Here is an 11,992-nt window from a genome sequence, read left to right on the forward strand (position 1 = left end):
GTGACCTCCGGCCTGCGCCTGGGCACGCCTGCCGGCACCACCCGCGGCTTCGGCGAGGCGGAGTTCCGCCAGATCGCCGACCTGATCATCGAGGTGATCGATGGGCTGGCGGCCAACGGTGAAGAGGGCAATGCAGACGTGGAAGCCTCCGTCCGCGCCAAGGTCGCCGGCCTCTGCGCCAAGTTCCCGCTCTATCCGAACCTGTAAGCTCCGGCTTATCAGACAAAAAGAAACCGCCGCGGCCCCAAAGCCGCGGCGGTTTTCTTTTGGCTGCAAAGAAAACGCCCGCCTGGTCAGGCGGGCGTGGTTCCAATCATCAGGCCAACTCAGATGTCCTGCTTGGCGTCCATCAGCGCGTCTTCCAGCAGCTTTTCATTGCGGGCGTCCTCGATCTTGCGGATACGGTCTTCGCTGGAGCGGTGGTCGAAGCGGTATTTAACAACGTTGATGAGGCTCAGTGTCAGCAGGAGCACGGCCATGCCCCAGTAGCCCTTGGTCGCCAGCGGCACGTCGGTCGAGAGCCACAGGGAAATCCCCAGCATGCCATAGGCAATGGCAACGCCAGCGGTGTTCAGTAGAATGATCAGCTTGTTGTCAGTGTTGTCGGTATACATGTTGTTTCTCCAGTAAATTCAGTGAGCCCGGACGGGCGGGCTGCGTGGAATAAGAAAGGTCGGGTCAGTCCTTGGGTTTCAGACGGCTCAGCACATCCGCGGCGGTGCTGCGGCTGCGGGGGCCGAAGCCGGCGTCCGCCAGATCGTCGGCAATGGTGGTGTTGTTCAGCTCACCGTCGATCTCGCGCAGGATCTCGCCCTGCTCGAACGGGTCGTCGCGCTGCAGCACGTCGCGGATCAGTGCCTCGGCCTCCTCTGCCGGGCTGTCGCCACCTGTGTGGCGGCGCAGGCGGCGCTGGAGGTCCTGCTCGCGCCGGGTTGCGCGGGCGGCAATCGCGCCTTGCTTGAGGTCGGTGATGCGGCGGCTGGCAGTTTCCACCGACTGACGCAGCTGAAGGATGCGGGTGTCGAGCCGGTCCAGGGTCTGGCGGCGAACCACCAGCTCGTTTTCCATATCCGCCACCGCCTGGGCGGCGCTTTGCGCGAGATCCTCACGGCCGCCTTCCAGCGCCTCCCCTGCCCGGGCCATCAGGTCGCGGACGCGCTCCTCCAGGGTTTCCACCTGACGCTGCTCTGCCCGCTGGCGCTGGATCAGGCTGGCTAGCGTCAGCTTGGCCGCCTTCAGGTTGGCGTCCGCCTCGCGGATCTTCTGGGTGATCAGCTCAATCGAGTAGGTCTCGCGCAGCTGCTCTTCTGCCCGGGCATTGGCGCCGGTGATCAGGGTCTTCAGAGTATTGAACATTGCTTCCTCCGCAAACATGAACATCGTTCACGAAGAATCGTGTAACAAAATTTTGAACGTCGTTCAAGAAAAATCATGAACGACGTTCAAAAACTATCTGCCGCCGATTTGCTCCAGCACCTGGGCGATCATCTGCTCAATGCGTTCCGGCGGAACGCCGGAGATGCGCTGCTCCAGCCCCAGGAGCACGATGCCGTGGACGGCAGAGAACAGTGCCCGCACCATCAGAGCCGCCTCGCCTGCGTCCTTGTCCGGGAACAGTTCCCCCACCGGGCGGGCGATATTGGCAAAGAGGCTGTCCAGCGCGGTCAGGTACCACTCCGGCACCGCATCTCCCGCGGCCATCCGCAGGTCGAACATCGCCCGCCACAGGTTGGTGTTTTGCACCGCGAAATGCAGGTAAGCGTTGCTCATCAGGATCAGGCGGCGGGTCGGCGGTTCCGCCTCTGCGCCCGCGACCGAAGCCTCAACAGCGGTTCCGAGCTTCTGGAAGGTGCGGCCGTTCACCGCCATGATGATGGCGGTCAGATCGTCGAAAGCGTTGTAGATCGCCCCAACCGCACAGCCCGCATCATGCGCCAGGTCGCGGGCCCGCAGCGCCCCTGCCCCGTCGCGCGCGATGCGGATCTCCGCCGCTTCCACCAGTTTCTGCCGCAGCGCGGCCTTGCGCGCTTCCACCTTGCCTGCCATGGCACCCTGCCTTTTCTTGAACTGCGTTCAAAATACAGTCGGCAGACACGGGGTAAAGCGGGAAATCAGATCAGGCCGCGCCAGCGCAACACCACCACCAGCAGGATCAGCACGCAGAGGATGGAAAACGCCATGCTGCCAAGGACGCCGAGCCAGAAGCCCTTGCGGCGGTCGGCAAGGTCGATTTTGCGCAGATGCGCCTTCACCTCGCGGGCGGCGCCCTGCAGCGGCTTTTCGTCCACCGTCATCCGCAGCTTCGGGTGCTCCAGCAGCGGCAGCGCAGCGGCGAGCTTCATGCCCTGTTTGTAGATCCGGCGGGGGATGCGGCGGCGGACGAGCTTCAGCGCAGCGGCCAGGTCGCCGGAGGCGTGCTCGCGCTCCTTCAGGAGGGTGCGGATGTCTTCGATATCCTGGTCCAGGCTGGCGGCCATTGCGGCACTCTCCCCTTGCTGCGGTGCGGGACTACCCTAGCCTGCAGCTGCGGCTGCCTCAATGGGGGTGGCAAGCCTCCGCCTGCGCCGCTATCAAGTGCTCATGCTGAACACGATCATTCATGGCTCTGCCACTGCAAACACCCCGCTCCTGATTGCTCACGGCCTTTATGGCTCCGCCCGCAACTGGGGCGTCATCGCCAAGCGCCTGTCGGATGAGAGGCAGGTGGTTGCGGTGGACATGCGCAACCACGGTGACAGCCCGCGCGCGGACAGCCACACCTATCCGGAGCTGGCGGAGGATCTGGCCGGGGTGATCGCGGCCCATGGCGGCCAGATGGATGTGATTGGCCATTCAATGGGCGGCAAGGCCGCGATGATGCTGGCGCTGAACCACCCCGAGGCGGTGCGCAAACTGGTGGTCGCCGACATCGCGCCGGTCGCCTATGGCCACACGCAGATCCAGTATATCCACGCCATGAAATCGCTGGATCTGGAGACCATCGAGCGCCGCCCCGAGGCTGCCGCAAAACTGGCCGAAGCCGGGGTGGAGCCTGCGCTGCAGAGTTTCTTCACCCAGTCGCTGGATCTGGCGAACAAGCGCTGGAAGCTGAACCTGGACGCGCTGGCCGGTCAGATGCCGAACATCATGTCGTTTCCCCAGACGGACGCTGTTTGGGACGGCCCTGCGCTGTTTCTGTCCGGGTCGGAGTCGGATTACGTGCTGCCGGAACACCGCGAGGAGATCCGCGCGCGTTTCCCCAATGCCCGTTTCGCCAAACTGCCCGGCGCGGGCCATTGGCTGCACGCAGAGAAGCCGCGGGAATTTGAAGCCGCCGCGCGGGTGTTCCTGAACGCCTGACGCGCCTCAGGCGCCGCGGGCGTAAAGCTGTTTCGCCACCAGCCAGGCCACTGGCAGTGCCAGCACCGCCCCCGCTGCAGCGGCGCCTATGATGGCCTGTGTTGTGACAAGCCCGGCCGCCAGAACCACAATCACCGCCGCCCCTGCCAGGCTGCTGCCGATCAGCGAATAGAGAATGGATGCAAGGCGCAACATGGGCTTTCTCCTATGCCTTTGACTGTTCTGCGGTCAGGCATAGGGATTCGCGAATATATACGCCTTGATCCTGATCAGTTTCCGAAACCCTCAATTCTAGCGAGTGTACATCTGCTTCTTAAAGGCCCGCGTCCGTTCTGTCGCTGCGGCGGAGCCGTCGTGGTAGGTGCCGAACCACTTGTCGAAGGGAATTTCCGAGGTGCCGTAGTTGCACTCGAAATAGCGGTGGTGCAGCTGGTGGAAGAAATCCCCAGCCTTGGCGGCCTCGGTTTCCTTGGCGATCACCCGCTCGAAGCCGGAATGGGACAGAACCGGGCTGATCTGCTGGAACATCGCATGGAAGGCCAGGTGCAGCGGGTGCGACGGCACGATCAGGTGAATGAAATAGGTGGTGAAATAGAGCAGGTTTTCATACCAGTGGTTTGAAATCCCCGACCACGGGCCGATGTTGACGTTGCGGTGGTGCACCGCGTGCACGTGTTTGTAGAGTTTTGGGTGGTGCTCCAGCCGGTGCACCCAGTAGAAATGCAGGCCGGACCACATCGGGATGAACAGCATCCAGACCACGCACCAGACCGGGGCTTCGGCGAAAGTCACCACCGGCACCCAGCCGTTGGCCATCAGCCAGTAGATGCCCCATTGATAGACGGTGGCCACGGTGATGGCGCTGCCGAGCGTCCACCAGATGTTGTCCAGAACCTGGTTCTTGAAAGTGAAGGTGCCGTTGCCGCGTGAGAGGTCGCGCTTGTCGAACTTCTTTTGCATGCCCTGGCCCTTGCGCATGTAGAGCCACCAGTGCAGGCCCCCGGCCACCGCGGCCTGCGGCAGCAGGTTGGCCAGCCAAACCTGCAGCATCCATCCGGGACGGAGTTCACCCATCTCCGCCAGCGGCGGCAGCATCCAGGCATAGACCGCCAGCGCCAGCAGGAAGCAGAGCGTCAGCGAAGTGATCTCCATCCAGGCGCTGCGGTACCAGCGCAGGACCGCTGCCGGGCGCGGCGGCCAGCTGAACAGCGGGTTGAGCGGCACCGGTCCCTTGGGGTGGTAGTGCCAGCGCTCGGCCTCCCGGTCGCGTTCCGCGGTGTGCAAAGTTCCGTCCATTGTGCCACCTCCCTTGCTGGCGCTCAGCTTGCGTAGTTGGAGCCTTCGTCATCAAGGATCGCCTTCAGCTCTGCCAGATGGCGTTCGGCCTGATCCGGGTAATCCTCCAATTCCTGCGCGGTTTTCTCGGCGATCTCGTCGCTCAACACCCGCAGCTTCTGGCCGGTTTGCAGGGCGCGGATATAGGTCTCCGCGGCGCGTTCGAAATAGTAGAGCCGGTTGAAGGTGTCCGCGACGCTGTCGCCGATCACCAGCACCCCGTGGTTGCCCATGATCATCACCTTGACCTTGGGGTCGGTCAGCATCGACGCGCAACGGGCGCCCTCGTCCTCAAACGCCAGCCCGCCGAAATCGCCATCCACCACATAGCGGTTGTAGAAGGTGGCTGTGTTCTGGTCGATCGGCGGCAGGGTGCTGTCGGCGAGACAGGCCAGAACGGTGGCGTGGATCGAATGCACATGCATCACGCAGCGCGCATGCGGGCACAGCCGGTGGATAGAGCCGTGCAGGCCCCAGGCGGTCGGGTCCGGCGCGTCGGGGCGGTCCATGGTCTTGGGGTCATTGGCATCCAGCAGCAGCAGGTCCGAGGCTTTAATGCGCCTGAAATGCGCCTGGTTGGGGTTCATCAGGAACTGGGTGCCATTGTCATTGACTGCCAGGCTGAAGTGGTTCGCCACGCCTTCGTGCATGTCCAGACGCTCGGTCCAGCGGAAGGCCGCGGCCATATCCACGCGCTCCTGCCAATGGGTGAGGTTCGGGCTGAGGTCCGCTTGTTTGTTCATTCTGGTCTCCAAATCCGCTTTCCCTAGTGGTGCCAGCCGCAATTCCTGCTGACAAACGATTGATTCAGCCGCTATGCATTAATTGAACTAATGCATAGGTCATACATCATGCCGTCATCCGGGTCCCCCTCCTCCTCCCTGCCCCCTCTCACCTGGCTGCGCGCCTTTGAGGCCAGCGCCCGGCACCTGTCGTTCACCCGCGCCGCGGCGGAGCTGAACCTGACGCAATCGGCGATCAGCCAGCATGTGCGCAGCCTGGAGAACTTCCTGGGCCGGGAGCTGTTCATCCGCAAAACCCGGGCGCTGGAACTCAGTGAGGCCGGGGCGAATTACATGCCGATTGTGCGCGAAGCCTTTGACCTCATTGCTGCGGGCACCCAGGCCTTCACCGGCGGCGATCAGGGGCGGCATCTTGTCTTGCAGTGCAACATGGCGTTCTCAGTCTTCTGGCTGTCGCCGCGGCTGCCGCGGCTTTACGAGAGGTTCCCCTGGCTGGTGCTGAACATCGTGACCCCGATCTGGGATCCGGAACGGCACGCCAGTTCCGCCGGGACCGAAATCCGCTTTGGCCGCCCGAATGATATGTCCGCCGCCGCGATCCGGCTGACCCGGGACCGGTTCTTTCCGGTTTGCGCGCCGGGCTATCAGGACGGCAAGGTGGACTTCAGCACCGCCACGCTGCTGGATTGTGCCGGCGTAACAGGGTCCTGGGGGGCGTGGTTCAAGTCGCAGGATCTGCCGTTTGAGCGCAACCATGAGGTCAATCTGGCCTCCACCTACGTGATTGCCATGACCGCTGCGGTGAATGGGGCCGGGATCTCTATTTCCCATGACATTCTTGCGGGCGATCTGCTGGAGAGCGGCCAGCTGGTCCGGGCCAGCGATCACTCGGCGGAACTGCTGGAGAACTACTTTCTGATGCCGCCGCCCAGCCATGCCAGCACCCCGGCATCGCGGGCGTTTCTGGAGTGGCTGGTGGGGGAACTGCCGCCCGTTTAGGAAGCCGGCCCGGCTGATTGCCACTTTCAAGTTTTTCCAACAAGTCCTGAAGAATGTGCGCAATCCGCCCGCGACTTGCGCCATTCCCGCCATGCTGCTAAACGCGCGACACCGGTCGCAGCCTACCCGGTCACCAAAACAAGGGTTCAAAAATGAAAACTATCGTTATCTGCTCGGGCGGGCTGGATTCCGTTTCGCTTGCCCATATGGTCGCTGAAGAACATCAGCTGACCCGTCTTGTCTCCTTTGACTACGGCCAGCGCCACAAGAAGGAACTGGACTATGCCGCCGCCGCAGCCAAGCGGCTGGGTGTGCCGCATGACATCATCGACATGAGGGGTATAGGCGCCGCGCTTTCCGGCTCGGCGCTCACCGATGACATCGACGTGCCGGACGGCCACTACGAAGAAGAGACCATGAAGGTCACCGTGGTGCCGAACCGCAACGCGATCATGCTGACCATCGCCTATGGCATTGCCGCTGCAAACGGCGACGAGGCCGTGGCAACGGCGGTGCATGGCGGGGATCACTTCATCTATCCGGACTGCCGCCCGGCCTTTACCGAGGCGTTTGACGCCATGCAGCGCGCGGCGCTGGACGGCTATGCCGACGTGCGGCTTTACACCCCGTTTGTGCACCGCACCAAGGGCGACATCGTGACTGCGGGCGCCAAACACAACACGCCCTTTGCCGAGACCTGGTCCTGCTACAAAGGCGGCGACAAGCATTGCGGGCGCTGCGGCACCTGCGTGGAACGGCGAGAGGCCTTCCATCTGGCCGGTGTCGAGGATCCAACAGACTATGCCGACCCGGAGTTCTGGAAAGCGGCAATTGCTGGCAAGGACGGCGCCTGATGTTCCGGATCACCAAGGAGTTCCATTTCTCCGCATCGCACCAGTTGACCCATCTGCCTTCCGATCACCAGTGTGCCCGGCTGCACGGCCATAACTATGTCGTGGTGGTGGAACTGGCGGCGAAGGAGCTGAACAGTGACGGCTTTGTGCGCGACTATCACGAGTTGAAGCCGCTGAAGGACTACATCGACGGGACGTTCGATCACCGGCACCTGAACGATGTGCTAGACGGGCATTCGACTGCGGAGAACATGGCCAGGCATTTCTACGACTGGTGCCACGCGCGCTGGCCGGAAGTATCTGCTGTGAAGGTTTCCGAAACCCCGAAAACCTGGGCAGAGTACCGGCCATGACGACTTTGCGCATCGCGGAAATCTTCGGCCCCACGATCCAGGGCGAAGGCGCCCTGATCGGGGAGCCCACGGTATTCGTTCGCGCTGGCGGCTGCGACTACCGCTGTTCCTGGTGCGACAGCATGCATGCAGTGGACAGCGCGTACCGGCATGACTGGGCGGTGATGGCGCCCGCAGAAGTCATGGCTGAAGTGCGCCGCCTGTCCGGCGGCAAGCCGCTGACAGTGTCGATTTCCGGCGGCAACCCGGCGATCCAGGATTTCGCGCCGGTGATTGCCTTTGGCAAGGCCGAGGGCTACCGGTTCGCCTGCGAGACCCAAGGATCGGTCAGCAAACCCTGGTTTGCAGACCTTGATACGCTGGTGCTCAGCCCCAAGCCGCCCTCCAGCGGCGAAACCGTGGACTGGAAAGCCTTTGACCAATGCCTGGAGGCGGCACAGGGCTGCGGTCAGGCGGTGATGAAGATCGTGATCTTCGACGACAAGGATTACGCCTGGGCCAAGGCCGCGGCTGAGCGCCATCCGGAATTGCCGCTGTACCTGCAGCCCGGCAACCCGGAGGTCGACCCGGAACAGCCCGTCGATCTGAACCAGGCCACCGAACGCCTTTTGTGGCTGATTGAAAAAGTGACCGGCGACGGCTGGTTCACCCCCCGCGTCCTCCCGCAGCTGCATGTGCTGGTCTGGGGCAACAAGCGCGGCGTCTGAACATAGGAACCCTGATATGTCTGATAGCATCTACAGCAATCTGAAACAGCTGGGCGGCGACACTATCGTGCCGCAAAGCCCAGAACAGGCGGAACTGGAGCGGGTGCAGAACCCGCAAGCAGACGTGGCCTACAACGTGCGCTTCACCGCGCCGGAGTTCACTTCGCTCTGCCCGATGACCGGCCAGCCGGACTTTGCCCATCTGGTGATCGACTATGTGCCGGGCGAGTGGCTGGTGGAGAGCAAGTCGTTGAAGCTGTTCCTCACCTCTTTCCGCAACCACGGCGCCTTTCATGAGGATTGCACGGTCTCCATCGCCCGCCGCCTGGCCGATTTCCTGGAGCCTAAGTGGCTGCGTATCGGCGGCTACTGGTACCCGCGCGGCGGCATTCCGATTGATGTGTTCTGGCAGACCGGCCCGATGCCCGAGGGCGTCTGGATTCCCGACCAGGGCGTGCCACCCTACCGCGGCCGCGGCTGACACAACCTTGAGACCTCATCGCACGGATCAGCCCGACAGAAGCACTGCCGGGCTTTTTCTTTGAAAACAATCCCTACTGCCGCTTGCCTACGGCATTTCGCAAAACATCACCCTCGCACAGAAGTAAACAAATTACCGCAAAAGTGGTTAAGATTTTAATCAAATCGCACTCTGTAGCGGTGTCAGCGGGCAATCCGGGATATCCCGGAATGTACTATTTGTGACGGGGGAACTTGATGAACGCACTTGATTTGGGGAAAACGCTGTCGGTCTATTTGCAGGCGCTTTCGCAGGCCGGGCTGCAGGTTGAAATGTTCACGGATTTCGAGAAGGTTCCGGAAGCCGCCGCCACAACGGGACGCCAATTCCAGATGCCGGGCTTTGCCATCGAACGGGCTGACCACACCGAAAACTCTGCTTTCTGGCTGTTTCTGAAGGACGGCGACAGCTACATCGGCGGTGCGGCGTCGATGCTGCAGGATCTAGGCCGGGAGACATTGGCAGAGTATTTGCTGCGCACCTCGCGGCACCAGTTTCCCAACGATGCCGGCGGCGGCGTCGAAAGCGTGGCAGAGCCGCTGGCGCGCGAAGTGCGTGGGCGGCTGGCCTATGTGGGTGAGCTGACCTTTCTGCCCGGCCACCGCGGACGGCGGGCGGAACGGCTGGCGCCGTTCATGCGGATCTTTCTGATACTGGCAATCCAGAAATGGGATGTGGACTGGATTTACGCCTTCATCCCCGACCGCCACATGCAGGCGCGGCTGGACCTTGTCTATGGCTTCACCCGGGCGATCCCCCGGGCGCAAAAGTGGCGCGACCCGGAACCGGAGGTGCGCAGCAGCACCGAATGGTTCGTCGGCGCGCCCCGGCTGGAGATGGAGCATATGCTGCAGAGCGACCTAGCCGGTTTTGATGTCCTGTGAAAAGTTAACCACCAGCAGCTTGCCGTCAGGCAGGTAGACCGGCGCCAGCACCCGGCGGTACTGGCGGGTAAAGCGGCGCCCGTTCAGCAGTTTCACATCCAGCGAGGGATGGGTAATCACCGGCTCACCCCGGCTGATGGCTTCGCTGTGGGCCATCACCAGATCGGCGTTCACCTTGTCGCTGAAGCCATTGAGTGTGCTGCGCAGCTGGTTGCTGTCGGAAACTTCAAAGCAGATCGAGGCGAGGCTGGCTGGACCGGAGCGGATCGGCTGTATCCGGTTTTGTTCCGCATCCGGCGGGTCGAACATGTCGACCGCATGCTGCAACCGGTCAAACCCTTCCAGGCGGCCGCTGTTGGCGAACCACCAGTCCAGGAAATCCTGCAGCGACACATCGCAGCCGCTGTATTGGCGGGTTCTCGCGGCGGCCTGCAGCCGGGTATTGAGAATCTCAAACGCCTTCACGGCAGCCGCGTCAGCGCGGATATCCGGCAGCAGTTCTAGCCCCGAGGTCTCGGAAGAGAAGTAGTGGAACGACACCCCAAGCCCGCGCGCCAGCGCATCCAGCGTGCTCCAGCCGATCTCGCGCTCGTGCTTCAGCGCGCTATTGAAGGTGCCATAGGGGATGCCGCACTTCAGCGCCGCCTGCCGGTTGGACAGGTTCATATCCTCCAGTAGGGCCGAAATTTTCTCGTGGATGAGCGCCATATGTGCCGGATCTTTCACATTCCGCGAAACATCTTGCATAAAATCATCGTCACAGCAACGCAAAGTCAGCGCGAGCAGGCGATACGCCGCGAAATGGCTGGCAGTCCTCCGCGTTGCGCGGGGACGTGCCGAAGGTGCCCTCAGGACATCGCCGCAATCTAGTTGAGAGAGCTGGTGCGGACGGCGGGACTCGAACCCGCACGGCCATACGGCCAGGAGATTTTAAGTCTCCGGTGTCTACCATTCCACCACGTCCGCACACAGGCGCCGTCGTCCGGCACCTTTCCGCAGGTCTAGCCTCCTGATTTCATGCGGACAATGCGTTTTCGGTTAAAACGGCGAAAATTTCCCTCAGCGCGGGCAGTGCTACAACTCCACATCCCCGTCACCGGGCGGCGCCAGCGGCCCGCCGGGCTCTGCCAGATAGCGTTCCGGCAGCCAGGGGTTCAGTGCCAGCGCCGCGGTCAATGCTTCGCGCGCTTCCTCCAGCCGGGACAGACCATAAAGCGACAGCGCCCGCCCGCTCATCGCGGCGATATGGCGGGGCGACAGGTCCAGGGCCCGGTCCAGATCCGTCAGGGCCGCGGCGAAATCCCTGCGAAGGTAATGCACAAAGGCGCGCTGGTTGTAGCCCTCGGCATAGTCCGGGCAATAGGCGATCAGCTGATCAAAGTCCGCCAGTGCGCCAAGGAAATCGAAGGCAGAGCGTTTGGTCATGCCGCGGTCGAGCATGGCCTGCGCCTGCGCATTTGGCGCATCAGCCCAATATTCCCACATCCGGTTGGCGATTTCCCGCGCCTGGGTTTCACTTTCTGCGTCCTGCACCTCTTCCATCAGCGCCTCCAGCGGGGTGCTGTGGTCAGGCGCATCAGGGCAGTCCGATGCCTGCGCCGGAAAAGCCGCGGCGGTGAGAGCCGCGGCAAGTGCAAACGGTGGGCGAAACAAGACAAGAAACATGCCCCATGCTCGCACAAATGCAGTTTCAATCAAGTCAACTGGCCGTGCGATCCTGCCCCGCCCCTACAACGGCCCCAGCGCGCCGTCTTCCTTGACCGCCTGCATCGCCACATAGGTGGAGGTCGAGGCCACATGCGGCAGCGACGAAATCTTCTCTCCCAGTACCGCCCGGTAATCGGTCATGGAGCGGGTGCGGACCTTCAGCAGGTAGTCGAAATGCGAGGCCATCATATGCGCCTGCTCAATTTCCGGCAGCCGCGCCACCGCGGCGTTGAACTTGGCCAGGGCCGCCTCGCGGGTGTCGTCCAGCTTCACCTCGACAAAGGCCACATGGTCCAGCCCCAGCCGGATCGGGTCCACCAGGGCGCGGTAGCCGGTGATAATGCCCTCCGCCTCCAGCCGCTTGAGCCGGGTTTGGGTCGGGGTTTTCGACAGTCCGATCCGCCGCGCGAGATCGGCGATGGAGATGCGGCCGTCCTCGCTCAGGACGTTCAGAATCGCCCGGTCGTAGCGATCAAGATCAAAGGAGTTCATTTGGACTTCCCAGAGTTAACTTTTCACTCATTAGACCTGCAGATATCACATCTTCAGGC

Annotated in this window: 17 protein-coding genes, 1 tRNA gene and 1 pseudogene; 8 read left to right on the forward strand and 11 right to left on the reverse strand. The window is 62.6% G+C overall.

Annotated elements, in window-relative coordinates; translation table 11 throughout:
* A pseudogene (gene glyA / locus RA21_RS10745) lies at positions 1-207 on the forward strand (serine hydroxymethyltransferase); the annotation flags it as partial.
* Between the two features lie 119 nt (positions 208-326).
* On the opposite strand, the gene RA21_RS10750 reads toward glyA, so the two are convergent.
* The 4 genes from RA21_RS10750 to RA21_RS10765 form a co-directional block, all read right to left on the reverse strand.
* Positions 327-614, reverse strand: a complete 288-nt coding sequence (locus tag RA21_RS10750; RefSeq protein ID WP_019295548.1) for a hypothetical protein — start codon at positions 612-614, stop codon at positions 327-329.
* 64 nt (positions 615-678) lie between these two features.
* A complete protein-coding gene (locus tag RA21_RS10755) occupies positions 679-1,356 on the reverse strand; it encodes a PspA/IM30 family protein (RefSeq protein ID WP_029204753.1) in 678 nt (225 codons plus the stop codon).
* 93 nt (positions 1,357-1,449) lie between these two features.
* Positions 1,450-2,046 (reverse strand): TetR/AcrR family transcriptional regulator, encoded by a 597-nt coding sequence (locus tag RA21_RS10760; protein WP_039148709.1) that lies wholly within the window; start codon positions 2,044-2,046, stop codon positions 1,450-1,452.
* 65 nt (positions 2,047-2,111) lie between these two features.
* Positions 2,112-2,477, reverse strand: a complete 366-nt coding sequence (locus RA21_RS10765) for a hypothetical protein (protein ID WP_039148711.1) — start codon at positions 2,475-2,477, stop codon at positions 2,112-2,114.
* A gap of 61 nt (positions 2,478-2,538) precedes the next feature.
* Between RA21_RS10765 and RA21_RS10770 the strand changes: the two genes are divergently transcribed.
* The gene (locus tag RA21_RS10770; RefSeq protein WP_039148712.1) at positions 2,539-3,339 is read left to right on the forward strand and encodes an alpha/beta fold hydrolase; all 801 of its coding nucleotides are present in this window, start codon (positions 2,539-2,541) and stop codon (positions 3,337-3,339) included.
* Between the two features lie 6 nt (positions 3,340-3,345).
* Here RA21_RS10770 and RA21_RS10775 read toward each other — a convergent pair whose 3' ends face one another.
* The 3 genes from RA21_RS10775 to RA21_RS10785 all read right to left on the reverse strand — a co-directional run bounded on the left by RA21_RS10775 (position 3,346) and on the right by RA21_RS10785 (position 5,417).
* Positions 3,346-3,534 (reverse strand): hypothetical protein, encoded by a 189-nt coding sequence (locus tag RA21_RS10775; RefSeq protein ID WP_039148715.1) that lies wholly within the window; start codon positions 3,532-3,534, stop codon positions 3,346-3,348.
* Positions 3,535-3,630: 96 nt separating this feature from the next.
* On the reverse strand, positions 3,631-4,635 hold the full coding sequence (locus RA21_RS10780) for a sterol desaturase family protein (protein ID WP_039148717.1): 1,005 nt from the start codon (positions 4,633-4,635) through the stop codon (positions 3,631-3,633).
* Positions 4,636-4,658: 23 nt separating this feature from the next.
* Complete coding sequence (locus RA21_RS10785; protein ID WP_039148719.1) at positions 4,659-5,417, reverse strand: class II aldolase and adducin N-terminal domain-containing protein; 759 nt, start codon at positions 5,415-5,417, stop codon at positions 4,659-4,661.
* Positions 5,418-5,525: 108 nt separating this feature from the next.
* Here RA21_RS10785 and RA21_RS10790 point away from each other — a divergent pair, with 108 nt between their 5' ends.
* The 6 genes from RA21_RS10790 (at position 5,526) to RA21_RS10815 (ending at position 9,734) form a co-directional block, all read left to right on the forward strand.
* Positions 5,526-6,416, forward strand: a complete 891-nt coding sequence (locus RA21_RS10790) for a LysR family transcriptional regulator (protein ID WP_039148721.1) — start codon at positions 5,526-5,528, stop codon at positions 6,414-6,416.
* A 152-nt stretch (positions 6,417-6,568) separates the two neighbouring features.
* Positions 6,569-7,270 (forward strand): 7-cyano-7-deazaguanine synthase QueC, encoded by a 702-nt coding sequence (gene queC, locus RA21_RS10795; protein WP_039148723.1) that lies wholly within the window; start codon positions 6,569-6,571, stop codon positions 7,268-7,270.
* On the forward strand, positions 7,270-7,623 hold the full coding sequence (gene queD / locus RA21_RS10800; RefSeq protein ID WP_019295558.1) for a 6-carboxytetrahydropterin synthase QueD: 354 nt from the start codon (positions 7,270-7,272) through the stop codon (positions 7,621-7,623). Before queC ends, queD begins: the two co-directional genes overlap by 1 nt.
* Positions 7,620-8,330 carry a 7-carboxy-7-deazaguanine synthase QueE gene (gene queE / locus RA21_RS10805; protein ID WP_039148724.1) on the forward strand — a complete coding sequence of 237 codons (711 nt, stop codon included), beginning with the start codon at positions 7,620-7,622 and terminating at the stop codon, positions 8,328-8,330. Before queD ends, queE begins: the two co-directional genes overlap by 4 nt.
* 16 nt (positions 8,331-8,346) lie before the next feature.
* A complete protein-coding gene (queF, locus tag RA21_RS10810) occupies positions 8,347-8,811 on the forward strand; it encodes a preQ(1) synthase (RefSeq protein WP_019295560.1) in 465 nt (154 codons plus the stop codon).
* 236 nt (positions 8,812-9,047) lie between these two features.
* The gene (locus tag RA21_RS10815; protein WP_019295561.1) at positions 9,048-9,734 is read left to right on the forward strand and encodes a hypothetical protein; all 687 of its coding nucleotides are present in this window, start codon (positions 9,048-9,050) and stop codon (positions 9,732-9,734) included.
* On the opposite strand, the gene RA21_RS10820 is transcribed toward RA21_RS10815, so the two are convergent.
* The 4 genes from RA21_RS10820 to RA21_RS10835 all read right to left on the reverse strand — a co-directional run bounded on the left by RA21_RS10820 (position 9,711) and on the right by RA21_RS10835 (position 11,933).
* A complete protein-coding gene (locus RA21_RS10820; protein ID WP_241477345.1) occupies positions 9,711-10,460 on the reverse strand; it encodes a helix-turn-helix domain-containing protein in 750 nt (249 codons plus the stop codon). The two genes, RA21_RS10815 and RA21_RS10820, sit on opposite strands and share 24 nt — an antisense overlap.
* Before the next feature lie 154 nt (positions 10,461-10,614).
* Positions 10,615-10,700 (reverse strand) — tRNA-Leu (locus tag RA21_RS10825).
* A gap of 108 nt (positions 10,701-10,808) precedes the next feature.
* A complete protein-coding gene (locus tag RA21_RS10830) occupies positions 10,809-11,399 on the reverse strand; it encodes a tetratricopeptide repeat protein (protein ID WP_039148727.1) in 591 nt (196 codons plus the stop codon).
* Positions 11,400-11,462: 63 nt separating this feature from the next.
* Positions 11,463-11,933 carry an Lrp/AsnC family transcriptional regulator gene (locus RA21_RS10835; protein ID WP_039148730.1) on the reverse strand — a complete coding sequence of 157 codons (471 nt, stop codon included), beginning with the start codon at positions 11,931-11,933 and terminating at the stop codon, positions 11,463-11,465.
* Positions 11,934-11,992: the final 59 nt, after the last annotated feature.

This window comes from Leisingera sp. ANG-DT (assembly GCF_000813785.1).
In the GTDB taxonomy this organism is placed as follows: Bacteria; Pseudomonadota; Alphaproteobacteria; order Rhodobacterales; family Rhodobacteraceae; genus Leisingera.

What these genes read in the sequence shown, in the direction of transcription:
- RA21_RS10750 (WP_019295548.1), bottom strand. Translation starts at nt 614, where the DNA reads ATGTATACCGACAACACTGACAACAAGCTGATCATTCTACTGAACACC.
- RA21_RS10830 (WP_039148727.1), bottom strand. Translation starts at nt 11,399, where the DNA reads ATGTTTCTTGTCTTGTTTCGCCCACCGTTTGCACTTGCCGCGGCTCTC.
- RA21_RS10835 (WP_039148730.1), bottom strand. Translation starts at nt 11,933, where the DNA reads ATGAACTCCTTTGATCTTGATCGCTACGACCGGGCGATTCTGAACGTC.
- RA21_RS10785 (WP_039148719.1), bottom strand. Translation starts at nt 5,417, where the DNA reads ATGAACAAACAAGCGGACCTCAGCCCGAACCTCACCCATTGGCAGGAG.
- RA21_RS10765 (WP_039148711.1), bottom strand. Translation starts at nt 2,477, where the DNA reads ATGGCCGCCAGCCTGGACCAGGATATCGAAGACATCCGCACCCTCCTG.
- RA21_RS10775 (WP_039148715.1), bottom strand. Translation starts at nt 3,534, where the DNA reads ATGTTGCGCCTTGCATCCATTCTCTATTCGCTGATCGGCAGCAGCCTG.
- RA21_RS10770 (WP_039148712.1), top strand. Translation starts at nt 2,539, where the DNA reads ATGGGGGTGGCAAGCCTCCGCCTGCGCCGCTATCAAGTGCTCATGCTG.
- RA21_RS10760 (WP_039148709.1), bottom strand. Translation starts at nt 2,046, where the DNA reads ATGGCAGGCAAGGTGGAAGCGCGCAAGGCCGCGCTGCGGCAGAAACTG.
- RA21_RS10780 (WP_039148717.1), bottom strand. Translation starts at nt 4,635, where the DNA reads ATGGACGGAACTTTGCACACCGCGGAACGCGACCGGGAGGCCGAGCGC.
- RA21_RS10755 (WP_029204753.1), bottom strand. Translation starts at nt 1,356, where the DNA reads ATGTTCAATACTCTGAAGACCCTGATCACCGGCGCCAATGCCCGGGCA.
- queF (WP_019295560.1), top strand. Translation starts at nt 8,347, where the DNA reads ATGTCTGATAGCATCTACAGCAATCTGAAACAGCTGGGCGGCGACACT.
- RA21_RS10815 (WP_019295561.1), top strand. Translation starts at nt 9,048, where the DNA reads ATGAACGCACTTGATTTGGGGAAAACGCTGTCGGTCTATTTGCAGGCG.
- queE (WP_039148724.1), top strand. Translation starts at nt 7,620, where the DNA reads ATGACGACTTTGCGCATCGCGGAAATCTTCGGCCCCACGATCCAGGGC.
- queC (WP_039148723.1), top strand. Translation starts at nt 6,569, where the DNA reads ATGAAAACTATCGTTATCTGCTCGGGCGGGCTGGATTCCGTTTCGCTT.
- RA21_RS10790 (WP_039148721.1), top strand. Translation starts at nt 5,526, where the DNA reads ATGCCGTCATCCGGGTCCCCCTCCTCCTCCCTGCCCCCTCTCACCTGG.
- queD (WP_019295558.1), top strand. Translation starts at nt 7,270, where the DNA reads ATGTTCCGGATCACCAAGGAGTTCCATTTCTCCGCATCGCACCAGTTG.